Source organism: Streptomyces sp. NBC_00209 (assembly GCF_045206345.1).
Lineage (GTDB): Bacteria > Actinomycetota > Actinomycetes > Streptomycetales > Streptomycetaceae > Streptomyces.
Map to the genome: position 1 here is coordinate 2,649,544 of NZ_CP108121.1, position 23,269 is coordinate 2,672,812.

The following is a 23,269-nucleotide window of genomic DNA, read 5'->3' on the forward strand; positions in this document are numbered from 1 at the left end:
GATCACTGGCGACATAAGCCCTGATCAGGCGCTATGGCCTGGCGGGCTACTGCTCGGCCGGGGGGCGCCAGCTGCGGAGGATCGCGTTGAAGCGGTCGCGGGTGTTGTCCCAGTCGTCCGCCGGGCCCGTCATGTAGAGCGCGTACTCCGGGCCGCCGTCCTTCGCGAAGTACATCTGGTCGATCGCGTGCCGCGCCTCGCCGTTCTTCTCGGTCCAGGTGAACTCCCAGATGGATCCCGGACGGTCGCGGTAGAGGTTGGTGTTCAGCTCGATCTGCCGGTACTCCGGCAGCCGCTCTGCGAGATTCTTCTCCAGCTCCACCATGTGGTCGTAGGAGTTGTTGTAGTCGGGGGCCGGGTCGGAGCTGACCCGGAAGTAGTGCCCGCCACCGTCGGGGGTGTAGTCGATGTTGTTGTCGGTGACCACGCGCTTCCAGCCCTCCGGCAGCAGCACGCTGAACCCGGACGGGTCCACCACGCGCCGCCAGCCGTCCGGCACGTCCTGCGCCACGGTGTCCGAGGGGCTCGGCGTGGGTGTCGGGGTCGGCGTCGGCGTGACCGGCCCCGGGGTGCGGGAGCCGTGCGCGCTCGTGCCGCCGTCCGTGGTCCCGGCCGCCTCCGTGCGGTGCGCGTAGAGCATCGCGGCGATCCCCGCGCCACCGCCGACCACCGCGGCCAGGGCGATGACCACGACCGTCGTACGCCACCGGCTGCGGCGGGCGGCCCGGGCGGGGGCCGGGCCGGGCTGTATGACGGGCCCGGGCCGGGGCAGCACCGCGGTGCCCCCGCGCAGCATCTCCTCGGAGACCTGCTGCGTCGGGACGAACGCCTGGGCGCTCCTCGGCGCGCGGCCCTCCATGGCTTCCAGGAGCATCCGCTCGGTCTCCGCCGCCGACGGGCGGTCCTCCGGCTCCTTGCGCAGCAGCGCGGTGATGACGGGGGCGAGCGCCCCGGCCCGGGCGGGTGGCGGCGGTTCCTCGGTGACGACGGCCTGCATGGTCGATATGGGGGACGTCCGGCGGAACGGCGAGCGCCCCTCGACGGCCGTGTACAGCGTGGCGCCGAGGGACCAGAGGTCGGAGGCGGGTCCCGGGTCGCCGCCGCGTACCCGCTCGGGCGCCAGATAGTCGATGGAGCCGACGAGTTCACCGGTCCTGGTGATGGTGGAGTCGCCCTCGATCGCGGCGATCCCGAAGTCGGTGAGCAGGACCCGGCCGTCCCGGGCGAGCAGCACGTTGCCCGGCTTCACGTCCCGGTGCAGCACCCCGGCCCCGTGCGCGGCGCGCAGCGCGCCCAGCACGTGCAGCCCTATGCGGGCGGCCTCGCGGGCGTCGATCTCGCCGCCGGACTCCTTCGCCCGGTCGGCGAGCGACGGCCCGTCCACGTACTGCATGACGATCCACGGCCGGTTGTCGTACTCGACCACGTCATGGACGGTGACGACGCCGGGGTGGGTGATCCGGGCGGCCGCGCGGGCCTCCTTCTGCGTGCGCTGGTGCAGCACGATCCGGTCCGACTCGGCCACGTAGAGACCGGCGGTCAGCTCCTTGACGGCGACCGTGCGGTGCAGCACCTCGTCGTGGGCGCGCCACACCTTGCCCATGCCGCCGCGTCCGAGGACGTCGCCCAGCCGGTACCTCCCGGCCAGCAACAGCCCCGCTTCCGTGCCCTGTGATCGATCCACCTGTGTCCCCGCCCCCGTTGCTTCGGATGACAGGTTACGGAGGGGACGCGCGGCCACGGAACCTCGCATCGCCCACGAGACCGCACTGTGATGCAGATTCCGTGCTTCAGCCCGTCACGCGGTAGGAAACACTGGCCTGTTGATAGATCTCGGTGATCCGGTCGCGCTCGTCCTCGGGGCCGATGACCTGGAGAATGTGGTACCGCCCGCCGACGAGCATGACGAGGTTACGGACGTACACCTCACGGCCGTTGCCGTCCTGCCAGGTGAACTGGCCCTCCGCCATGGCCTGTCGGCCGACGTCCGTACGCCGCAGGCCGCTCGCCGACGACCAGCTGGAGTCCCGGAACGGCTTCAGCTCGGGCTCCTTGTCCCGCTGGTAGTCGAGCGGATCGCTGCCGTTGGCCTTGGCGGTGTCGCGGCCGGGGACGATGAGCACGCTGAACCCGTCGCTGCCGTAGCGGATCTGACGCTCCGCGTTGGCGGGGCTGCGCTGCCAGCCCTTGGGCAGCCCGACCTCGAAGCCCTCGGCGTCCTTGCGCAGGGTGTACCCGGGCGCGAGCGCGGCGGCGGACCGGCTGGTCTGCGGCTTCTGCGCCCCGGACGACTTGGTGGGTGGCGGCTTCTTCGACTTCTCCGACGCGCTCGGCGTGGGCTCGGGAGTCGTGGAAGCGGGCGGTGCGGACGCGGTACGGGAGGGGGCGGCGCCGGTGCCCTTGTCGTCCTCGCCGGACTTGGGCAGGAACAGCACCGCGTACGCGATCGCCGCGACGAGCACCAGCAGGACGAGGACGAGCAGCGTGCGGCCGAGCCGGCGCGGCTGGTCGCCGTCCCGCAGCACGCGGGGTTCCCGTGGCGCGCGGGGCTCGCGGGGCGGCTTCAGGCGTGGCTCGCGGTGGGTGACGGCGGTGCGGTCCACGGCCTCGCGGGGGTGGCGGCCGCGGGCATGTGTCCCTCCGCCGCGCCGGGAGCGCCGCTTGCGGACGAGCTCGCCGCGCCTGCGGACGACGGGGAGCCGGGTGGCGTCCTCGGCGGGCAGCGGCACGACGTCGAACCCGGCCTCCGGCTCCGGCGCCGACCGTACGAGGGAGCGCAGCCAGCCGCTCAGCTCCTCCACGTCGGGCCGTTCGGTGGGGTCCTGCCGCAGCAGCGACTCCACGACCGGGCGCAGCGGCCCGCACTCCTCGGCGAACGCGGGCGGTTCGCCGCACACCATCTGGACCAGCTCGGCCGCGCTGTCCTCGGGGTAGGGCGCGTGCCCCTGGACGGCGCGGAAGAGCAGCGCGCCGAGGGCCCACAGGTCGGTGGCGGGCCCGATGGGCGGCGCCAGCTGCCAGTTGCCGTGCACCGGTCCGGCCTGCTCGGGCGCCCACCGCTCGGTGACCGCGCCGACGACGGTGATCCGCGCCTGCCGCGCCCGCTCGGCGGCGAGCGCGGTGGCGGGCCCGCGGTACCCGGCCGCGCCGGCGGCCTCGGCGTCCTCCTCGTCCCAGCGGCCGGAGGAGGCGTCGGGGCCGTACGCGTAGGGGTCGCGGCCGGGCGCCTCGGGGGCGTACGCGTCCCGGCCTCGCGGCCTCGCGTCCCGGTCCGGCGGGGGCAGTTCGGCGCGGGCGCCCGGGGGTGTGCCGCGGCGGGCGGCGTCGGCACGCAGCGCGTCCTCGCGGGAGCCGCCCGCGGGTACGGGGCGCCCGGCGGCGGGCCCGTCGTCCCAGGTGCCGGTGAGGTGGAGGCGGCGGGGCGGCGGGCCGTCGTCCCCGTCGTCGTCCCCGTCGTCCTCGTCGTCGTAGCGGTGGGCGTCGTACGGCCCCGGCGTTTCCGGGCCGCGCACCCAGCCCCCGGGCAGCTGCGGCAGCTCGGGACGGGGGCGCGGCGGGGTGCCGGAGCGCGGCTCGTCCGGGCCGTCGCCGTACACGTCGTCGCCGTACACGTCGTCGTCATACCCGCCATCCCGCGCAGGCGGCAGGGCGCTCCAGGGCTCGGCGTCCTCGTCCCGGGGGCGGCCCGGCGCGCCGGGGCCCGACGGCGCGGTGTCCCGCGCCCACGCCTCCCGGTCCGGCGGCGCCTCCCGGCGGGCGGCGGCGCGGGTGCCCGCGCGGTACGCGGCGATCGCGCCGGCCCGGGCGCGCGCCGCGCTGTCCGCCCCGGCGGCGGGCACGGGCAGCCCGGCGGGCGGCACCGGCCGGGGCGCGTGGCCTTCAGCGGGGTCCTCGGCGGGATCCTCCGCGTAGCCCTCCTCGGAACCGTACGGGCGGCCGGGCTCGATCGCCGCCGGGCCCCGGGAGGCGGGCAGCAGGCCGGTGGGCGGCACGTACGGGCCGGTGGGGCCGGTCTCGACGGCGGGTCCGCCGAAGCCCTCCTCGTCCGGCTCCTCGTCGTCGGGGTCCGGCACCGGGCTGTAGCCGCACAGCGCCTCCTCGGCGGCCCCGGCGGCGAGGCCGGTGAGGACGACGCGTCCGTCGTCGCACACGAGCACCGTGCGTACGGTGATGTTGCGGTGGGTCCAGCCGTGCGCGTGCAGCACGCGCAGCGCGGTCAGCACGTCGGAGCCGATCTCGGCGGCCCGGTACGGATTCAGCGGGCGCTCCGCGAGCAGCGCGGCGAGCGGGCGGGCCGCGACGAGTTCGCTCACTATCCAGAGCGAGCCCTCCTCCGCGAACACGTCGAAGACCTGGTCGAGGCGCGGATGGTCGGGCACCTGGGCCGCCGTCTGGGCGGCCTCGATGGCGCGCCGCACGGCCGGGTCGGCGGGCCGCCGGGCGGTGCGCGGCGCGGCGGCGGCCCGGCCGTCGCCCTCCACGAACTCCGCGTCCACGATTTCGGGCAGCGGCACCTGACGGACCAGCACCTCCTGCCCGCTGTAGGTGTCGAAGGCCCGCGTCTCCACGAGTTCGTACGCGTCGGACGGAGGCAGCGGAAGGCGGTAGCGGTCGGCGAGCACCCGACCCGCGTAGTCGTCCACGACGCCTCCCCAGAGCGCGCTGTCCCCCGGTCACGGAGACCGCGCCGAATCGGTCAATCACAGTCGCTTGCGGTGCAATTGACTGCGCGTTCCGGCTGCGTACGGTCTCCGGCCTCTCACCATACGTGGCAAGCGCCGACCACGCGGCAGGGTCGGCGCAACCAGCGGCGCGGCCGCGCCGAATCCCGCCGCCGGCTCAGTCGACCGGCTTGAAGGAGTCGAACGCCGTCTTCCGCAGCTCCCGGCACTCCTTGCCGTCCCACTCGTCGGCCCTGCAGCTGATCATGATCGCGTAGCCGTGGTCGCTGTCGGCCTTGAAGCCCCGGTTGAGCACCCGGACCCGCTGGCCCTGCTGCGTACGCTCGAACTGCCAGTCGGCGACGGTCGGATAGCCGTTGTACGCCACCTTCTTGATGCCCAGGTGGTGGTAGTTCGTGCTGGTGGCGGCCACTCCGCCCCGGGCGGAGTTCCACGAGGCGGCGGCGTCGTTGCCGGGAGAGGAGGTGTAGTCGACCTGGAGGCGGGGAAAGCCGCCGTCCTCGTTGTAGATCGCGCCGGCGCCCTGGCCGGAGCCGGTGTCGAAGCGGAAGCCCTTGGGCATCGCGATGGAGAAGTGGAACCGCTTGTTGGTCACCGTGTGGTAGCCGGCGGGCACGGCGTCCTCGGCCTTGCCGTCCTTCTTCCCGTCCTCGCCCTGCTGACCGGGAGTGTCGTCGTCCTGGCCCTTGCCCTTGTCCTGACCCTCGCCCTGGCCGGGGTCCTGCTCCTTGCCGTTGTCGCCCTGAGCGGCGTCGGAGGAGTCGGACGGGGCGTCGGCGCTCGGGGCCCCGGCGGGGGCGGAGGCGCCGGTGCTCTTCCTGCCGGAGCCGTCGGGCTTGTCGTCGCCGCCGAGGGTGAGCGCCAGCACGGTGCCGAGGACCGCGAGCACGATGACGGCCGCGATGATCGCGAGGGTGCGGCGCGGGACCACGTCCGTGAGGGACGCCCGCGGTGCGGTGACCGGCGAGGAGGCCGGGCGCTGCGGCGGCACGGCCCCGGAGGGGGACGCGGCGCCGGGCGCGGAGGTCGGCCGGGCCGGGACGGGCGGTGCGGTGACGGGGGCGGCGGCCGCACCGGCGGCGGGGGTGGTCCGGGCGTTGCGCACGGAGCGCAGCGCGCCGCGGAGCCGGTCCCGGGTGCCCTCGCCCGCGTCACCGGAGGCGGGCTTGGCGTCGGCGACGCCCTTGGGCAGCGCCATGACCTGGGTGGCGTCGGCGGGGGGCGGAACGGGGCGCTCCGGCTGCTCGAACGAGCTGATGACGTCGTTGAGCAGGGCGCGTGCCCCGGTGTCGTCCAGCCGCTGTTCGGGGTCCCGGGTGAGCAGCCCGTAGATGACCTCCTCCAGCGGGCCGGCGTTCTTCGGCGGGTCCAGCGGCTCGGTCATCACGGCGGTCAGGGTCGCGATGGCGGAGCCCTTGTCGTACGGCGGGGAGCCCTCGACGCTCGCGTAGAGCAGGCCGCCGAGCGACCAGAGGTCGGCGGGCGGTCCCGGCTTGTGGCCGCGTGCCCGCTCCGGCGAGATGTAGGAGGGGGCGCCGACGAGCATGCCGGTGGAGGTGACCGACGGGTCGCCCTCGACCTGGGCGATCCCGAAGTCGGTCAGCACGACCCGGCCGTCCTCGGCGATCAGCACGTTGGACGGCTTCACATCGCGGTGCAGGATGCCCTGGCGGTGCGCGGAGCGCAGCACGTCGAGGAGGGCGAGGCCGATCTCGGCGGCCCGCTTCGGCGTCAGGACCCCGTCCTCGCGGACCGCCTCGGCCAGCGACCTGCCCTCGATGAGCTCCATGACGATCCACGGCCGGTCGTCCTCGTCCACGACGTCGTAGACCGTGACCGCGCCGTTGTTGCGGATGCGCGCGATCGCCTTGGCCTCGCGCAGCGTACGTGTGATGAGGCGGCGCTTCTCGTCCTCGTCGATGGCCGACGGGAACCGCAGTTCCTTGACCGCGACCGTGCGGCCCAGGGTCTCGTCAACGGCACGCCAGACCGTGCCCATACCGCCCCGGCCGAGCACCTCCCCCAGCCGGTACCGCCCCGCCAGGAGACGTCCGTCCGTGTCCCCTTGGGGCTCCCGTGCCTGCTCCGCCTCCGACATGCGTCCCCTCTGCGATCAACCCGCCCTGGCAGAGCGTTCATTGTCCCTCACCCCGGGACCGGCCCCGGTGCCGGGTCCTGGTGCCGCTTCCGGCGCGGTTTCCGGCTCGGTCATGATGGGGCCCGATGAAGGGACATACCGTCATGCCGGTGGTCAGGGCCGTGCTCGTCACCCTGGTGGTGCTTGCGCTGTGCGGCCTCGGAACGGCGCGCGTGTCCAGCGAATCACACCTCACTCCCGCCGCCGCCTACCTCCCCCGGTTCACCGGCCCGGGCAACGCCCCCGACGCGGCGCTCCTGGCGCACGATCCGGCCCGCTCGCCCCGGGACACCTACCGTTCGACAGGGCCCGGCATCCGTTACGCGGACCGCTTCCGGGCAGGCAGCGTCACCAAGTCGTTCGTCGCCGTCGTCGTCCTCCAGCTCGCCGGTGAGAAGCGGCTCCGGCTCTCGGACCCGGTCGAGCGCCACCTCCCCGGGCTGATCCGGGGCCACGGCAACGACGGGCGCCGCATCACCCTGCGCGCCCTGCTCGGCCACACCAGCGGCCTGTACGACTACACCGACGACGCCACCGCACACCCCCTCTCCGCCGCGGCGGCCGTCCACACCGCGACCGCCCACCGTCCTGCGGCCGCCCCGGGCACCTACGCGTACTCCAACACCGACTACGCCGTCCTCGGCCTCGTCGTCCGCCGCGTCACCGGCCACTCCTACGCGTCGGAGATCCGCCGCCGGATCATCGCCCCCCTCCGCCTCACCGGCACCTCCCTCCCCGGCAGCCGCACCACCCTGCCCGCCCCGCACGGCCGGGCCTACTCCCGCTCGCCGTCGGGCGGGAGCCTCACGGACGTCACCGAGCTGGACCCGCGCACGGCCGGTGCCGCGGGCGAGCTGATCTCGACGCTCCCCGACCTCAACCGCTTCTACGCGGCCCTGCTGGACGGGCGGCTGCTGAGACCGGCTCAGCTCGCCGCGCTGCTCAACACCTCCGCCACGGACGGGGTCTACGGCCTCGGCGTCTACCCGGAGCGGCTGTCCTGCGGGGTCACCGTCTGGGGCCACAACGGCCGCATCGCGGGCAGTTACGTCCGCACCGCCACCACCCGCGACGGCCGCCACACGCTGACCTACCGCATCGACACGGAGGCCCTGGCCGAGGCGGACACCCTGGAACCGGGTCTCCTGGAAGCGGAGTTCTGCCCGGCCCCGGGCCGGGGCGAGCTCACAGCAGCGGCACGATGTCCGGTGCCCCCAGCCTCGCCGCGTCCGCCGTCAGGTCGTCCGGCTGGCGCTGCGACTCGCGTTCCGCCTCCACCCGCTTCTCGTAGTGCTCGGTCTCCCGGTCGATCCGGCCGGCGTCCCAGCCGAGGACCGGCGCCATCAGCTCGGCGCAGAGCCGGGCGGAGCGGGTGCCCCGGTCGAAGGTCTCGATGGAGATCCGGGTGCGCCGGGTCAGTACGTCGTCCAGGTGACGCGCGCCCTCGTGCGAGGCGGCGTACACGATCTCCGCCTTCAGATAGTCGTCGGCGGCCGGCAGCGGTTCGCCCAGCGCGGGGTCGGCGACGATCAGCTCAAGGATCTCCTCGGTCATCGAGCCGTACCGGTTGAGCAGATGCTCCACCCGGGCGACATGGAGGCCGGTGCGGGCGGCGATCCTGGCGCGCGCGTTCCACAGAGCGCGGTAGCCCTCGGCGCCGAGCAGCGGGACGTCCTCGGTGACGCAGTCGGCGACCCGCTGGTCGAGGGCGTGCACCGCCTCGTCCACGGCGTCCTTGGCCATCACCCGGTACGTCGTGTACTTGCCGCCCGCGACGACGACGAGGCCCGGCACCGGGTGGGCGACCGTGTGCTCGCGCGACAGCTTGCTGGTGGCGTCCGACTCCCCGGCCAGCAGGGGCCGCAGGCCCGCGTACACGCCCTCGACGTCGTCCCTGGTCAGGGGCGTCGACAGGACCGCGTTCACATGTTCCAGCAGGTAGTCGATGTCGGCGCTGGACGCGGCCGGGTGCGCCTTGTCCAGGTCCCAGTCGGTGTCCGTGGTGCCGACGATCCAGTGCCGGCCCCAGGGGATGACGAAGAGCACGGACTTCTCGGTGCGCAGGATCAGTCCGGTCGAGGAGTGGATGCGGTCCTTGGGGACGACCAGGTGGATGCCCTTGGAGGCCCGTACGTGGAACTGGCCGCGCTCGCCGATCAGCGACTGGGTGTCGTCCGTCCAGACCCCGGTCGCGTTGACCACCTGTTTGGCCCTGACCTCGTACTCACCGCCCGCCTCGACGTCCTCCACGCGGGCGCCGACGACGCGTTCGCCCTCCCGGAGGAAGCCGGTCACCCGCGCCCGGTTCGCCACCTGCGCGCCGTACGCGGACGCGGTGCGCACCAGGGTGGCGACATAGCGGGCGTCGTCCATCTGGGCGTCGTAGTACTGCAGGGCCCCCACCAGGGCGTCCCGCTTCAGGGCCGGGGCGACGCGCAGGGCCCGGCGGCGGGAGAGATGGCGGTGCGTGGGCAGGCCCCGGCCGTGCCCGGAGGAGACCGACATCGCGTCGTAGAGCGCGACGCCGGAACCGGCGTACAGCCGCTCCCAGCCCTTGTGCTGCAAGGGGTAGAGGAAGGGCACCGGCTTCACCAGGTGCGGGGCGAGCCGTTCGAGGAGCAGCCCGCGCTCCTTCAGTGCCTCCCTGACCAGGGCGAAGTCGAGCATTTCCAGATAGCGCAGGCCGCCGTGGATCAGCTTGCTCGACCTGCTCGACGTGCCGGACGCCCAGTCGCGCGCCTCGACCAGACCGGTCGAGAGCCCTCTGGTGACCGCGTCCAGTGCCGTCCCGGCGCCGACCACGCCCGCTCCCACGACCAGCACGTCCAGTTCGCGCTCGGCCATGGCCGCGAGCGCCTCGGCGCGCTCCGCGGGTCCCAGTGTCGCTGTCCTCACCGCTGCCTCCCGGTTGCTCGGGGTGGTCCGGCACGGATCGCTGCCCCGACCATGCGTTCGGTGCCCGTGCCCACAGATCGATTCTGTCCGCGCTGCGCGACTTCAGCCACCGCCTGTGGACAACACCCGGACGACAAGGGCCACGCAATGCGACATATCGGTCATATTTACGCCTAACCTGACATGGCGCTGTCCACAGCGGTTGCGCTTTCTGCCTCCTGGTCTTAAGGGAAGGACGGCCCACCCCGTGCCTGCAGACCTCGCCGTCATCGGACTCGGTCACCTCGGCCTGCCTCTGGCCCAGGCCGCCGTCCACGCCGGTATCCAGACGATCGGCTACGACACGGACCCCCGGGCCTTCGCGGAGGTCGCCGCGGGCCGTGTCCCGGTCGAGGGATCGCTGCCGGCCTCCGACATCCGCCGCATGCTCTCGCTGGGCTTCCGGCCCACCACCGACCAGGCCGAGCTGGGCCGGGTCCGCACCGCCGTGATCTGCGCGCCGACCCCGCTCGGCCCCGACCGCACCCTCGACCTGAGCGCCGTCGCCGACGCGGCCCGCGCCCTGGCCGCCCGGCTGCGCCCGCACACCACCGTGCTCCTGGAATCATCCGTACCGCCCGGCACCACGGAGGGCTTCCTGCTCCCGATCCTGGAGGAGGGCTCGGGCCTGCGCGGCGGGCGCGACTTCCACCTCGCGCACTCCCCCAGCCGGCTCGACCCGGGCAACCGCACCCACGTCTACGCCAACACCCCCAAGGTCATCGGCGGCCTCACCCCCGCCTGCACCGAGTCCGCCGCCGCCTTCTACGGCCGGCTCACCGACAAGGTGGTCCGGGCCCGGGGCACCCGCGAGGCCGAGATGACGAAGGTCCTGGAGACCAACTTCCGGTACGTCAACATCGCCCTGGTCAACGAGATGGCGGTGCTCTGCCACGATCTGGGCGTCGACCTCTGGGACGTCATCCGGTGCGCCGAGACCAAGCCCTTCGGCTTCCAGCCCTTCCGCCCGGGCCCCGGCGTCGGCGGCCACGGCGCCCCGGTCGACCCGTGCCATCTCCCGTACCACCACCGCACCCCCGGCCCCCCGCTGCGGATGGTCTCGCTGGCTCAGGAGATCAACGAGCGGATGCCGCAGTACGTGATCCAGCGCTGCGCCACCCTCCTCAACGAACACGGGAAGGCGGTGCGCGGCGCGCGCATTCTGCTGCTGGGCGTCACCTACAAGCCCGACCTGGCCGACCAGGAGGCGTCGCCCGCCCGCGAGATCGCCACCCGGCTGATGGACATGGGCGCCCAGATCGGCTTCCACGACCCACACGTCCTGGACTGGCGCGTCCGCCAACTCCCCGTCCCCCGCGCCGACTCGCTCTACGAGGCGGCCGCGGGCGCGGACCTCACGGTGCTGCTCCAACAGCACCGCACGTACGACCTCCAGGGCCTCGCCGTGAAGGCGCAACTGCTCCTGGACACCCGTGGCGCGACCCCCGCCGGAGCCGCCCACCGGCTGTGATGACGGGCCCTCAGCCCAGTCCCCCCAAGGATTTCGGTGGGCCGATGTCGGAACCGGCTGCTAGCCTGCGGCGTCACTCCTCGCACAGCAGTGCGTAGACGTCCCCAGGGGGAGAATCCAGCATGAGCCAGCCCGTACCACCGCCGAACCAGCCCTACGGCCAGCCCCAGGGCGGCAACCCGTTCGGCGGCCAGCAGCCCGGCGCCCCGTTCGGCGGCGGCCCCGCGCCGTTCACCCCGGCGCCTCCGGCCCGCAACAACATCGCTCTCGGTCTCGGCGCGGGCGTGGTCGCGGCCGTCGTCGGTGCGCTCGTCTACGGCCTCATCCTCGGCAACTTCGAGCACGAGATCGGCTACCTCGCCATCGGTGTCGGCTTCCTCGTCGGCTTCGCGGCGAGCAAGCTCGGCGGCGCCAACCCCGCCGTGACCGTGGTCAGCGCCCTGCTCTCCATCGGCGCCGTGTACATCGGCCAGATCACGGGCATCTCGATCGCGCTCTCGGACATCGCGCACGAGTCGGCGACCAGCATCTTCTTCGACCACTTCGGCGCCCTCACGGACGCGTACAGCGAGGCGGCCGACTTCAAGACGTACCTCTTCCTGGCCCTCGGCGCCGTCGGCGCCGTCGCCGGTGCCCGCAAGGGCGCGTAACGCGAAACCCCGGAGGGCCCGGACCGCCATCGCGGTCCGGGCCCTCCGGCGTGCGTACGAAGAACTCAGCGACGGTGCTGGGAGTCCGCGACCGTCACCTCGACGCGCTGGAACTCCTTGAGGTCGCTGTAGCCCGTGGTGGCCATCGCGCGGCGCAGGGCGCCGAAGATGTTCATCGAGCCGTCCGGGGTGTGCGAGGGGCCGGTCAGCACCTCCTCGGTCGTCCCGACCGAGCCCAGGTCCACCAGCTTGCCGCGCGGCACGTCCTCGTGGACGGCCTCCATGCCCCAGTGCCGGCCGCGGCCGGGCGCGTCCGTCGCGCGGGCCAGCGGGGAGCCCATCATCACGGCGTCCGCACCGCAGGCGACGGCCTTCGGCAGGTCGCCGGACCAGCCGACGCCGCCGTCCGCGATGACGTGCACGTAACGGCCGCCGGACTCGTCCATGTAGTCGCGGCGGGCACCGGCCACGTCGGCGACGGCGGTCGCCATCGGGACCTGGATGCCGAACACGTTGCGCGTGGTGTGCGCGGCGCCGCCGCCGAAGCCGACGAGGACACCGGCCGCGCCGGTACGCATCAGGTGCAGGGCCGCGGTGTACGTGGCGCAGCCGCCGACGATCACCGGGACGTCCAGCTCGTAGATGAACTGCTTCAGGTTCAGCGGCTCGGCCGCGCCCGAGACGTGCTCGGCGGAGACCGTCGTACCGCGGATGACGAAGATGTCCACGCCCGCGTCGACCACGGCCTTGGAGAACTGGGCGGTGCGCTGCGGGGAGAGCGCGGCGGCGGTGACGACGCCGGAGTCGCGCACCTCCTTGATGCGCTGCCCGATCAGCTCCTCCCGGATCGGCGCGGAGTAGATCTCCTGGAGCCGGCGGGTCGCGCTCTCGACGGGCATCTCGGCGATCTCGTCGAGGAGCGGCTGCGGGTCCTCGTGCCGTGTCCACAGCCCTTCCAGGTTGAGCACACCGAGGCCGCCGAGCTCGCCGATGCGGATGGCGTGCTGCGGGGACACCACGGAGTCCATGGGGGCGGCCAGGAACGGCAGCTCGAAGCGGTAGGCGTCGATCTGCCAGGCGATCGAGACCTCCTTCGGGTCGCGGGTCCGGCGGCTCGGGACGACGGCGATGTCGTCGAATGCGTATGCCCGGCGGCCGCGCTTGCCGCGCCCGATCTCGATCTCAGTCACGATGATGTGGCCTTTCCCTCTACGTCTGCGCTGTCCAGTATCCCCGACACGCGCCGGACCGGCGGCCGCATGGGGGGTGGAAGAAGGAGCGGGGCTGGGTGCGTGCAGCTGCAAGGCGGAGGATTGAGGCAACGCGGAGCGTTGGTGATTGACGACAACGCCGCAGATGCGCGTGCCCAGCCCCGCGACGCCGCCCCCCATGCGGCCGCCGGTCCAGGGGGCGGTCCGGGGAACCCCGGGACCGCCCCTCTGGCACGCGTGTCGCGTTACTTCTTGCTGTAGTTCGGTGCTTCGACCGTCATCTGGATGTCGTGCGGGTGGCTCTCCTTGAGGCCCGCCGAGGTGATCCGCACGAAGCGGCCCTTGCTCTCCATCTCGTCCACGGTCGCGGCGCCCACGTACCCCATGGTCTGGCGGAGGCCGCCGACGAGCTGGTGCAGCACGTTGGCGAGGGGGCCGCGGTAGGGCACCTGGCCCTCGATGCCCTCGGGGACGAGCTTGTCGTCCGAGGCGACCTCGGCCTGGAAGTACCGGTCCTTGGAGTAGGAGCGGCCCTGACCGCGGGACTGCATCGCGCCCAGCGAGCCCATGCCCCGGTACGACTTGAACTGCTTGCCGTTGATGAACATCAGCTCGCCCGGGGACTCCTCGCAGCCCGCGAGGAGCGAGCCCAGCATCACGCTGTCGGCGCCGGCGGCGAGCGCCTTGCCGATGTCGCCCGAATACTGGAGGCCGCCGTCGCCGATGACCGGGACGCCCGCCGCACGGGCGGCCAGCGCGGCCTCGTAGATCGCGGTGACCTGCGGGACGCCGATGCCGGCGACGACGCGGGTCGTACAGATGGAGCCGGGGCCGACGCCGACCTTGACGCCGTCCACGCCGGCGTCGATCAGGGCCTGGGCACCGTCGCGGGTCGCCACGTTGCCGCCGATCACGTCGACGTTCACGGCCGACTTGATCTTGGACATCCAGTTCAGCGCGTTGCTGTTGTGGCCGTGCGAGGTGTCCACGATGAGGAAGTCGACACCCGCCTCGGCCAGCGCCTGGGCGCGGTCCAGCGCCTCGGGGCTGGCGCCCACGGCGGCACCGACGAGCAGCCTGCCCTCGGCGTCCTTGGCCGCGGTCGGGTACTGCTCGGCCTTCTTGAAGTCCTTGACCGTGATGAGGCCCTTGAGGAGGCCCGCCTCGTCCACCAGCGGCAGCTTCTCGATCTTGTGGCGGCGAAGCAGCTCCATGGCGTCCACGCCGGAGATGCCGACCCTGCCGGTGACGAGCGGCATCGGCGTCATGACCTCGCGCACCTGGCGCGAGCGGTCCGACTCGAAGGCCATGTCGCGGTTGGTGACGATGCCGAGCAGCTTGCCCGCCTGGTCGGTGACCGGGACACCGCTGATGCGGAACTTGGCGCAGAGCGCGTCCGCCTCGGCGAGCGTGGCGTCCGGGCCGACCGTGATCGGGTCGGTGACCATGCCGGACTCGGACCGCTTGACCAGGTCGACCTGGTTGACCTGGTCCTCGATCGAGAGGTTGCGGTGCAGCACGCCGACGCCGCCCTGGCGGGCCATCGCGATGGCCATGCGGGCCTCGGTGACCTTGTCCATGGCGGCGGACAGCAGCGGGATGTTGACGCGGACGTTGCGCGAGATGAGCGTCGAGGTGTCGACCGCGTTGGGCAGCACTTCGGATGCGCCCGGCAGCAGCAGCACGTCGTCGTATGTCAGCCCGAGCGTCGCGAATTTCTCGGGCACTCCGTCGACGTTTGCAGTCATGACACCTTCCCCAAATGGCCTTGATCGGTGCGGATGTCCATGCTAACGGGCTCGGGAGGCGTCTCATTCCACGAGCAAGATCACCCGCGGTTTCTGTAGCTTTCTACGGCTGTGGCGTACGTCTCCGAGGCGCCCGGCCCACCGCTCGGCGCGCGGCCCTGCTCACTGTTCCGCGAGGGCCCGCAGCCGGCTCAGCGCCCGGTGCTGGGCGACCCGGACGGCTCCCGGGGACATCCCGAGCATCTGGCCGGTCTCCTCGGCGGTCAGCCCGACGGCGACGCGCAGCACGAGCAGTTCGCGCTGGTTCTCCGGGAGGTTGGCCAGGAGCTTCTTGGCCCAGGCGGCGTCGCTGCTGAGCAGCGCGCGCTCCTCGGGCCCGAGCGAGTCGTCGGGGCGCTCCGGCATCTCGTCGGAGGGCACGGCGGTGGAACCGGGGTGCCGCATCGCGGCGCGCTGGAGGTCGGCCACCTTGTGTCCGGCGATGGCGAAGACGAAGGCTTCGAAGGGTCTGCCCGTGTCCTTGTAGCGCGGCAGCGCCATGAGGACGGCGACGCAGACCTCCTGCGCCAGGTCCTCCACGAAGTGGCGGGCGTCACCGGGCAGCCGGTTCAGCCGGGACCGGCAGTAGCGCAGGGCGAGCGGGTGGACGTGGGCCAGCAGGTCGTGCGTGGCCTGCGCGTCGCCCTCGACGGCGCGGTGCACCAGGGCACCGATCACCGTCGTCCCGTCGTCGCGCATCGAACCATGGTGCCCCGGCCCCGCTTCATCCGCGGCACCGCGTCCGTAGTTGTGCACCGAAGCGTTATGAGCGGGTGCGCCGGAAGTCATGTCCTGCGCCCTCCCCTTCCGCTCGACCGAATCGTTCCCGAGGAACTCCACGTCTCAAGGATGCGGCATCGGCCGGGAAGCGTCACATACCGCCGGATCGGCGGGGTACGGCTCGCGCCGCACCCCCATGGCCCGCACCCATGGCCCGGGCCCTCGGGGCCCGGGCCGACTGTCAGCGCACCAGACCCCACCGGAAGCCCAGGGCCACCGCGTGAGCGCGGTCCGAGGCGCCGAGCTTCTTGAAGAGCCGCCGGGCGTGCGTCTTCACCGTGTCCTCCGAGAGGAACAGCTCGCGGCCGATCTCCGCGTTGGAGCGGCCGTGGCTCATCCCCTCCAGCACCTGGATCTCGCGCGCCGTGAGCGTGGGCGCCGCACCCATCTCGGCCGACCGCAGCCGACGCGGGGCGAGCCGCCACGTCGGGTCCGCCAGCGCCTGGGTGACGGTCGCCCGGAGCTCGGCCCGGGAGGCGTCCTTGTGCAGATAGCCGCGGGCGCCGGCGGCGACCGCGAGCGCGACGCCGTCCAGGTCCTCGGCGACGGTCAGCATGATGATCCGGGCGCCGGGGTCGGCGGAGAGCAGCCGGCGGACCGTCTCCACCCCCCCGAGCCCGGGCATGCGTACGTCCATGAGAATCAGATCCGAACGGTCGGCACCCCAGCGGCGGAGGACTTCCTCGCCGTTGGCGGCCGTCGTCACCCGCTCGACGCCGGGCACGGTCGCGACCGCGCGACGGAGCGCTTCTCGGGCAAGCGGGGAGTCGTCGCAGACGAGGACGGAAGTCATGACCGCCCTCCGCAGCTGATGCGCGTCACCTTGAGCCTCCAGGCTGTTACAAGTCGTCACCTGTGCGGTTGACGCTCTCGGACATGTGCCCGATCGCTCTTTCTGCCAACCGCCTCCGCACTCTCAACGATGGTCACTCGAAAGAGTTACGGGTGGGAAGACCGAGTTCGGCACTCTACGTGAGTACGCGCTCACGGAGGAGAGCGCCACGGGTCGTCCAGTCGTCAACCGAAACTTCTGGCAGCTCCGTGCCCCATTTAGCGGGATTTCTTCCCTTTTAGTGGTGTCTGTGGCTAGATTCGCAATCAGTCATATTTACATCTACTAACACCGTAGATGTACGGTCTTGTACACGGTCATCGACGAGCACCCACCCACGACGAACACGACGTTTCCGACTCAGCACGGTTTCGAGGGGACAAGCAATGGCCGATTTCTCCCGACTTCCCGGACCCAACGCCGATCTGTGGGACTGGCAGCTGCTGGCGGCCTGCCGCGGGGTCGACAGCTCGCTCTTCTTCCATCCCGAGGGGGAACGCGGGGCGGCTCGGAGCGCGCGCGAGACCTCCGCGAAGGAGGTCTGCATGCGGTGCCCCGTACGCGCCGAGTGCGCGGCGCACGCCTTGGCCGTCCGTGAGCCCTATGGGGTGTGGGGTGGGCTCACCGAGGACGAGCGTGAGGAGTTGATGGGGCGGGCGCGCAATCGGTTGATCCCCGCTGCGGGGCCGGCGTCTCCGCCGGGGCATGGGTGACCTTCGCTGCGCGTATCGGAGGAGAAACGTTTCTGCATCCCACCCCGCCCCTTCCCGAAACCGGGGCTCCGCCCCGGACCCCGCTCCTCAAACGCCGGAGGGGCTGGGTTTCGTGCCGACGGGGCTTGATCTGCTCGCGGCCAGCGCCAGGTGGTCCAGGGTGGCCGCCACCGCCGGGACTCTTGCCAGGTCCGGCAGGGTCAGGGCGACGATCTCGCGTTCGATGGCCGGGGCCACCGTGAGGGTCCTGGCTCCTCGGGGGCGTACCGACTCGATGGCCAGGGCGGGCAGTACGGCGACCCCCAGGCCCGCGCCGACCAGGCCGATCACCGCCGGGTAGTCGTCGGTAGCGAAGTCGATGCGCGGGGTGAAGCCGGACTCCTCGCACACCTCCACGAGCTGCCTGCGACACCGGGGGCACCCGGCGATCCAGGACTCCCCGGCCAACTCCGCGATGCCGACCTCGTCCCGGTCCGCCAGCGTGTGCCCCTCGGGGACCAGGCCCGTGAGGCGGTCGGTGAGCAGGGGGCGGACCACCAGGTCGTCCCATTCGGCGCCCGGTTCCCCGTAGCGGAAGGCGAGGGCGATGTCGCAGTCGCCGTCGCGCAGCATCTCGACCGACCGGGGCGGCTCGGCCTCCACGAGGGAGACCCGGGTGCCGGGGTGGGCGGCGCGCAGGGCGGCGAGGGCGCCCGGGACCAGCGAGGAGCTGCCGCTCGGGAACGAGACGAGCCGGACCCGGCCGGCCCGCAGTCCGGCGATGGCGGCGACCTCCTCCTCGGCGGCGGTGAGCCCGGCGAGGATGCCGGAGGCGTGCCGCACCAGCGCCTCGCCCGCCTGGGTCAGCCGCATCTCGCGGCCGGTCCGGATGAGCAGCGTGGTCCCCGCGGAGGACTCCAGGGCCTTCATCTGCTGGCTCACGGCGGGCTGGGTGCAGCCCAGCTCCCGGGCGGCGGCGGAGAAGGAGCCGGTGGTGGCGACGGCGCGCAGGACGCGGAGGTGGCGGGCTTCGATCACCCCTCCAGCATAAGCGACCCTTGGGGTGATCGCGAGATACTCGTGCACGCCTTTGAGGCGGCCTTGGATACCGTTCCGGTATGACCGCGATGACTGTGCTGACCGTGAACGCGGGGCGTCCCACGGCGGCCTCCTGCACCGACGCCCCCGGAGGCAGGACCGGGATCGACAAGCACCCCGTGGACGGGCCGGTGCGGGTCTCGGACCCGGGTCCCAGAGGTGAGGGCGGCAGCGGTGTAGCCGGGGACGCGGTGTGCGACCTGCGCCACCACGGCGGCTCGGACCAGGCGGTGTACGCGTTCGCCCGCGAGGACCTGGACGGCTGGGAACGGGAGCTGGGCCGCGCGCTGCCCAACGGCTCGTTCGGCGAGAACCTGACCACGGCGGGGCTGCGGGTCGGCGAGGCCCTGATCGGCGAGCGCTGGCGGATCGGCGAGGCCCTGGTCCTGGAGGTCGCGTCGGGCCGCATCCCGTGCCGTACGTTCCAGGGCCACCTGGGCGAGGCCCGCTGGGTGAAGCGGTTCACGCGGGCGGCGGCCCCGGGGGCGTATCTGCGGGTGATCGCGCCGGGGTCCGTCCGCGCGGGCGACCGGGTCGAGGTCGTGCACCGGCCGGACCACGAGGTGACGGTGGAACTGCAGTTCCGGGCCGTCACCACCCGGCGCGACCTGCTGCCGCTGCTCCTCCCGGCCGGCGAGGCGCTGTCCCCGTCGACGCTGCGCAAGGCGCGCGCGTACGCGGCGGAGCTCACCGCTTCCTGAGCGCTCGGGAGCGCCGGGAGACGCGGTTTCGGGATGCTCTACCGTGCCGCGTATGACGACTGCACTGATCACGGGCGCGACGGCGGGCATCGGCGCCGCCTTCGCACGGCGGCTCGCCGCCGACGGGTACGACCTGGTCCTGGTGGCCCGGGACGCGGAGCGGCTGCGCGAGCAGGCGACCGAGCTGCACGACCGGCACGGCATCGAGGCGGAGGTGCTGCGGGCCGACCTGTCCGAGGACCAGGGCATCCGCGCGGTCGAGGAACGCCTCGGGGACGCCCGGCACCCGGTCGACCTGCTGGTCAACAACGCGGGCTTCGGCAACAAGGGGCGCTATCTGGAAGTCCCGATGGCCGACGAGCTGACGATGCTGAAGGTGCACTGCGAGGCGGTGCTGCGGCTGACCTCGGCGGCGGCGGCCTCGATGCGGGAGCGCGGCCGGGGCGGCATCGTCAACGTGGCCTCGGTCGCGGCGTTCGTGCCGCGCGGCACGTACGGGGCTTCGAAGGCGTGGGTCGTGCAGTTCAGCCAGGGCGCGGCGAAGGACCTGGCCGGGTCCGGGGTGCGGCTGATGGCGCTGTGCCCGGGCTTCGTGCGGACGGAGTTCCACCAGCGGGCCGGGATGGGCACGGGCAACATCCCGGGCTGGATGTGGCTCGACGCGGACAAGCTGGTGACGGCCGCGCTCGCGGACCTGGCGCGCGGGAAGTCGGTGTCGATCCCGGACCCGCGCTACAAGGTGCTGATGGGCGCGGTGAAGCTGGCCCCGCGCGGCCTGCTCGGAGGACTGACCTCGCGAACAGGCCGCAAGTACGGGCCGCGGTAGGGGGTTATTTCACACCGGAGCCCGCGTAGGCGCCGATGTTGGGGGCGCCGGGCTTCAGGTGGTTGCCGAAGTAGTCCCGGCCGCCGTTGTCCTCGACGGGCGCGCCGGCGGCGAGGGCCGGGGAGCCCGCGCCGAGCTTGAAGTCGTCGCGCAGCAGCGGGTCGGTGGTGATGCCGCCCGGGTTCGGGCGGGTCGTCTCGGCACCGTAGAAGGCGTTGTGGTCGAAGGCCAGGCCGGGCGTCGGGCTGGTGAAGCCGTAGCCGCCGGTGCCCTCGCTGACGAAGAGGTTGTTGCTGATGTGCTGCTCGTGCACGGTGGTGTCCGGGCTGCTGTTGTCGTCCTGCACCAGGTACTTCGGCACGGTGTCCTTCGAGTTCACGAAGGTGTTGTTGTAGACCTGGGTGTTGAGGATGGGGCCCCAGCAGTTCTGCAGCAGCCGCTCGCCGTCGTTGCGGCTCACGTTGTAGCGGGCGACCGTGTCGACGGTCTTGGCGCCGCTGTACGGGCAGACCAGCAGGAAGCCGCCCTTGTTGTCGTGGCTGTAGTTGTACTGGAAGACCGTGTGCCGCGAGGCCCCGTCGGCGTCGAAGGACATGCCGTCGTGGGTGTTTCCGCCGCCGGAGACCTCGTTGTACTCGATGGTGGTGTCGTCGGTGTTGAAGGTCCAGATGCCCGCGTTGGCGGAGGGTGAGCGCAACTGGAAGCCGTCGACCCGGTTGTGGTCGACGCGGGCACCCGCGGTGGTGTCGAGCTTCATGCCGTCGCCGCCGATGGACCGCAGGGTGTTGTACGAGATCCGGACGTGCGTGGAGGGCGTCCAGTCGCCGGGGAACGCCTCGGAGTCCTGCTGGTCGCCGACCAGGTCGCGCTTGGAGTACGTCGACTTGAAGTAGACGCCCTCGCGGTCGACGTCCTCGATGAGGTTGTGGTGGATGTCGAGGCCGTCGTAACTGCTGGCCCTGGTCGTGCCCTCGACGGAGACGTGGATCGCGCTGGACCCGGTGAGGGTCTTGAAGTCGCCGCCGCGTACGTCGTGGATGTAGAGGTGGTCGAGTTCGAAGCCGCGGGCGGTGCCGTAGTCGGTGAGGCGCAGCCGGATGCCGTTGCGCTCGGTGCCGGGGGCGGCGGCGTTGGTGATCTCCAGGTTCGAGACGCGGTAGTGCTGGGTGTCGGCGAGGAGGATCACGTCGTGCGCCCCGGCCCCGTCGAGCACGGCACGGGAGGCGTGGCGGCTGCCGTAGTCGGAGATCGTGACGGGCGCCGAGGCCGAGCCCGCGCCCCGGGGCGTGAGCGTGCCCGTGCAGGTGGAGCCCCGGTGGAAGAGAAGGCGGTCGCCGGGGCCGAAGGTGTGCGCGTCGGCGTCGGCGAGGGTGGTCCAGGGGTGGTGGCGGGAGCCGTCGCCGGGGGCGGTGGCCGCGCAGTCGACGTAGAAGGTGCCCGGGCGGTGGTGGGCGGCCTGGGCCGGGGCGGCCAGTGCGGTGGCCGCGAGGGCGGTGAGGGCTGCGGTCGCGAGAAGGGTGCGTCGGCGGCTCATGATTCCTCTGATTCCTCCGGGAGATGGAGTACGGCGGTGGTGCCGTCGTGCCAGGTCACATGGATCTCGTGGGGGCTCGGTACGCGGATGTCCGCGAGGGTGTCGACGGGGGCCGGCTCCGCCTCGCCGGTGAGCGAGGCGAGCGCGACGAAGAGGGAGCGGGGTCCGGCGGTGGCGCCCTCGACGGCCAGGAGTCCGGAGGTCTCGCCGACCATGGTGTCCCCGCCGGGGAGTCGGCGGACGCCGGGCGCGTAGCCGTGGACCGGGTGGAGCTGGGCCGACAGCGTCCCGTCGCACGCCCACCCCGTCTGGCGGACGGGCGTGCCGTCGGGCGCGCCCGTGACCAGATGCGCGCGGACCTCGGCGCGGCCGTGGGCGAGGGTGGCGGAGACGACGCGGACGCCGGGGAGCGGGGTGTGCGCGGAGGCGGCGTGGCCGAGCGGGTCGGCGCCGAGGCGGGCGGTCGGCTTCCCGTCGGGGAGCAGCGCGAAGTGGTTGTCGCGTTCGGCGGGGCCGTGCGTGGGGCCGGTCCGGGTGGAGTACGCGAAGCGGGCGTAAGCGGGGTCCTCCTCGTCGCCCATATGGTTCGAGCCGTGGTTGTGGAGCCGGACGAGGCCGTCCGCGGCGGTGGACTGGAGGAGCATCCCGGTCGGGCCGAGGACGGTCACGGCGTCCGCGGTCTCGGCGGGCAGCGGCTCCTCGGTGGCGGTCCAGACGGGGTGGTCCGGGGGCATCAGGAGTCCGAGGAAGCCCTTGGAGGCCCAGTACGGGGAGGCCGGGCCGGAGTACGTCTGGAGCATGGGCGCGTACGGGCGGTGCCAGCCGAGGGTGAGGAGGCCGTCCCGGTCGGTGGCGCCGTGGTCCAGGAAGTGGCGGAGGGTGCCGGAGGCGAGGCGGCGGGTCGCGCCCGGGGTGAGCGGGGTGTGGCCGGTCATCGCGCCGAGCCAGGGGGCGGCCGCGGCGGCGAAGCGGTAGATGAGGGAGCGGCCGAACGGCATGGGCGCGCCGTCCGCGCCGAACATGCGGCTGTAGTCGTCCAGGTGGCGGTGCAGGCGGGGGCCGTAGCGGTCCAGGAGGTCCCGGTCGCCCGCGAGGTGGGCGTGCAGGACCGGGTAGAAGTGCATCGCCCAGGCGTTGTAGTGGTCGAAGGAGCGGTTCGGGCCGTCGCTGTACCAGCCGTCGCCCAGGTACCAGTCCTCGACGTGTTCCAGCGCGCGGTCGATGGTCTTCCGGGCGCGGTCGGTCTCGATGCCGGCGTCCTGGAGGAATCCGGCGACGGTGAGCCCGAAGAACCACCAGTTGTTGTTCACCGGGGGCGCGCCGAGGGCGGGGAGGAGCCAGTCGACGGTGCGCTGCCGGGTGGCGTCGTCCAGGGTGTCCCAGAGCCAGGGGCGGGTGAGGCGGAGGCCCAGGGCGATGGACGCGGATTCCACGATGGCCTGGGGGACGTCCGCGATGCGGGGCCAGGCGTCGGGGCTGCCCGCCGGGTCCGACGTACCGGCGGCGAGCCCTTCGGCGTACCGGCCGAGGAAGCCGTGCGGGTCCTCGCCGCGTGCTCCGGCGGTCCGCAGCGCGGCGAGCAGCCAGGTGCGGGCGTAGCCCTCAAGGCCGTCGGAGAGGGGCCCGGACCAACTCGGCCGGGCGCCGGGGAGGTCGATGCGGCCGTGGCGGGGCGAGGCGTAGGGGCGTACCGCGAGCAGCAGCCGGTCGGCCGCGCGCTCCCAATCGGCACGGGTGTACCCCGTGTACGGACTGGTCGTGGGCATGATGCTCCCAGGGGAGGCGGACTTCGGCGTCGCAGGGAATCCTGAACCGCGGATTGATCGAACGTCAAGGGAAGACGTAGCGAATGATCGAAACTTCCATCGATCGATCACAGTGGATTAGGGTCTGGCGAGCCGAGCCACCACATCGCGATTTACAAGGGGACTGCC

General features: G+C 72.7%; 16 protein-coding genes and 1 pseudogene. 6 read left to right on the forward strand and 11 right to left on the reverse strand.

Annotation, left to right across the window (positions count from 1 at the left end; translation table 11 throughout):
- Positions 1–46 precede the first annotated feature (46 nt).
- From OG867_RS11580 to OG867_RS11590, 3 genes are all read right to left on the reverse strand, one after another.
- Complete coding sequence (locus OG867_RS11580; protein WP_328901845.1) at positions 47–1,684, reverse strand: serine/threonine-protein kinase; 1,638 nt, start codon at positions 1,682–1,684, stop codon at positions 47–49.
- Positions 1,685–1,790: 106 nt separating this feature from the next.
- Positions 1,791–4,643: a protein kinase gene (locus OG867_RS11585; RefSeq protein ID WP_406284815.1), complete on the reverse strand. Its 2,853-nt coding sequence runs from the start codon at positions 4,641–4,643 to the stop codon at positions 1,791–1,793.
- Positions 4,644–4,839: 196 nt separating this feature from the next.
- Positions 4,840–6,780, reverse strand: coding sequence for a serine/threonine-protein kinase (locus OG867_RS11590; RefSeq protein WP_406284818.1), 1,941 nt, complete (start codon positions 6,778–6,780; stop codon positions 4,840–4,842).
- Between the two features lie 143 nt (positions 6,781–6,923).
- On the opposite strand from OG867_RS11590, the pseudogene OG867_RS11595 reads away from it, so the two are divergent.
- Positions 6,924–7,988: pseudogene (locus OG867_RS11595) on the forward strand (serine hydrolase domain-containing protein); the annotation flags it as partial.
- Between the two features lie 16 nt (positions 7,989–8,004).
- Here OG867_RS11595 and OG867_RS11600 read toward each other — a convergent pair.
- On the reverse strand, positions 8,005–9,714 hold the full coding sequence (locus tag OG867_RS11600) for a glycerol-3-phosphate dehydrogenase/oxidase (RefSeq protein ID WP_406284820.1): 1,710 nt from the start codon (positions 9,712–9,714) through the stop codon (positions 8,005–8,007).
- A 247-nt stretch (positions 9,715–9,961) separates the two neighbouring features.
- Here OG867_RS11600 and OG867_RS11605 point away from each other — a divergent pair, with 247 nt between their 5' ends.
- Positions 9,962–11,224, forward strand: coding sequence for a nucleotide sugar dehydrogenase (locus OG867_RS11605; RefSeq protein ID WP_406284822.1), 1,263 nt, complete (start codon positions 9,962–9,964; stop codon positions 11,222–11,224).
- A gap of 122 nt (positions 11,225–11,346) precedes the next feature.
- The gene (locus OG867_RS11610) at positions 11,347–11,874 is read left to right on the forward strand and encodes a hypothetical protein (RefSeq protein WP_328901839.1); all 528 of its coding nucleotides are present in this window, start codon (positions 11,347–11,349) and stop codon (positions 11,872–11,874) included.
- Between the two features lie 65 nt (positions 11,875–11,939).
- On the opposite strand, the gene OG867_RS11615 is transcribed toward OG867_RS11610, so the two are convergent.
- The 4 genes from OG867_RS11615 to OG867_RS11630 form a co-directional block, all read right to left on the reverse strand.
- Complete coding sequence (locus OG867_RS11615; protein ID WP_328901838.1) at positions 11,940–13,064, reverse strand: GuaB3 family IMP dehydrogenase-related protein; 1,125 nt, start codon at positions 13,062–13,064, stop codon at positions 11,940–11,942.
- 266 nt (positions 13,065–13,330) lie between these two features.
- On the reverse strand, positions 13,331–14,833 hold the full coding sequence (gene guaB / locus OG867_RS11620) for an IMP dehydrogenase (RefSeq protein ID WP_328901837.1): 1,503 nt from the start codon (positions 14,831–14,833) through the stop codon (positions 13,331–13,333).
- A 162-nt stretch (positions 14,834–14,995) separates the two neighbouring features.
- Positions 14,996–15,571 carry a sigma-70 family RNA polymerase sigma factor gene (locus tag OG867_RS11625; protein ID WP_018101160.1) on the reverse strand — a complete coding sequence of 192 codons (576 nt, stop codon included), beginning with the start codon at positions 15,569–15,571 and terminating at the stop codon, positions 14,996–14,998.
- A gap of 262 nt (positions 15,572–15,833) precedes the next feature.
- On the reverse strand, positions 15,834–16,445 hold the full coding sequence (locus OG867_RS11630; protein ID WP_003948568.1) for a response regulator transcription factor: 612 nt from the start codon (positions 16,443–16,445) through the stop codon (positions 15,834–15,836).
- 425 nt (positions 16,446–16,870) lie between these two features.
- Between OG867_RS11630 and OG867_RS11635 the strand changes: the two genes are divergently transcribed.
- Positions 16,871–17,197, forward strand: a complete 327-nt coding sequence (locus OG867_RS11635) for a WhiB family transcriptional regulator (RefSeq protein WP_406284825.1) — start codon at positions 16,871–16,873, stop codon at positions 17,195–17,197.
- An 87-nt stretch (positions 17,198–17,284) separates the two neighbouring features.
- On the opposite strand, the gene OG867_RS11640 is transcribed toward OG867_RS11635, so the two are convergent.
- Positions 17,285–18,214 carry a LysR family transcriptional regulator gene (locus OG867_RS11640; protein WP_328901836.1) on the reverse strand — a complete coding sequence of 310 codons (930 nt, stop codon included), beginning with the start codon at positions 18,212–18,214 and terminating at the stop codon, positions 17,285–17,287.
- Positions 18,215–18,303: 89 nt separating this feature from the next.
- On the opposite strand from OG867_RS11640, the gene OG867_RS11645 reads away from it, so the two are divergent.
- Together OG867_RS11645 and OG867_RS11650 are read left to right on the forward strand one after the other, a co-directional pair.
- Entirely contained in the window at positions 18,304–18,975 is a 672-nt protein-coding gene (locus OG867_RS11645; protein ID WP_406290906.1) for an MOSC domain-containing protein, read from the forward strand.
- 52 nt (positions 18,976–19,027) lie between these two features.
- Entirely contained in the window at positions 19,028–19,801 is a 774-nt protein-coding gene (locus OG867_RS11650) for an SDR family oxidoreductase (RefSeq protein ID WP_328901835.1), read from the forward strand.
- Between the two features lie 4 nt (positions 19,802–19,805).
- Here the strand turns inward: OG867_RS11650 and OG867_RS11655 are convergent, their stop codons facing one another.
- Both OG867_RS11655 and OG867_RS11660 read right to left on the reverse strand, forming a co-directional pair.
- On the reverse strand, positions 19,806–21,335 hold the full coding sequence (locus OG867_RS11655) for a right-handed parallel beta-helix repeat-containing protein (protein WP_328901834.1): 1,530 nt from the start codon (positions 21,333–21,335) through the stop codon (positions 19,806–19,808).
- The gene (locus OG867_RS11660; RefSeq protein WP_328901833.1) at positions 21,332–23,101 is read right to left on the reverse strand and encodes a DUF2264 domain-containing protein; all 1,770 of its coding nucleotides are present in this window, start codon (positions 23,099–23,101) and stop codon (positions 21,332–21,334) included. The genes OG867_RS11655 and OG867_RS11660 overlap by 4 nt, the downstream gene beginning before the upstream one ends.
- Between the last annotated feature and the right edge of the window lie 168 nt (positions 23,102–23,269).

Excerpts from the sequence above, each read along its gene's own strand:
- OG867_RS11590 (WP_406284818.1), bottom strand. The coding sequence starts at position 6,780 with ATGTCGGAGGCGGAGCAGGCACGGGAGCCCCAAGGGGACACGGACGGA.
- OG867_RS11610 (WP_328901839.1), top strand. The coding sequence starts at position 11,347 with ATGAGCCAGCCCGTACCACCGCCGAACCAGCCCTACGGCCAGCCCCAG.
- guaB (WP_328901837.1), bottom strand. The coding sequence starts at position 14,833 with ATGACTGCAAACGTCGACGGAGTGCCCGAGAAATTCGCGACGCTCGGG.
- OG867_RS11625 (WP_018101160.1), bottom strand. The coding sequence starts at position 15,571 with ATGCGCGACGACGGGACGACGGTGATCGGTGCCCTGGTGCACCGCGCC.
- OG867_RS11630 (WP_003948568.1), bottom strand. The coding sequence starts at position 16,445 with ATGACTTCCGTCCTCGTCTGCGACGACTCCCCGCTTGCCCGAGAAGCG.
- OG867_RS11635 (WP_406284825.1), top strand. The coding sequence starts at position 16,871 with ATGGCCGATTTCTCCCGACTTCCCGGACCCAACGCCGATCTGTGGGAC.
- OG867_RS11645 (WP_406290906.1), top strand. The coding sequence starts at position 18,304 with ATGACTGTGCTGACCGTGAACGCGGGGCGTCCCACGGCGGCCTCCTGC.
- OG867_RS11650 (WP_328901835.1), top strand. The coding sequence starts at position 19,028 with ATGACGACTGCACTGATCACGGGCGCGACGGCGGGCATCGGCGCCGCC.
- OG867_RS11655 (WP_328901834.1), bottom strand. The coding sequence starts at position 21,335 with ATGAGCCGCCGACGCACCCTTCTCGCGACCGCAGCCCTCACCGCCCTC.
- OG867_RS11660 (WP_328901833.1), bottom strand. The coding sequence starts at position 23,101 with ATGCCCACGACCAGTCCGTACACGGGGTACACCCGTGCCGATTGGGAG.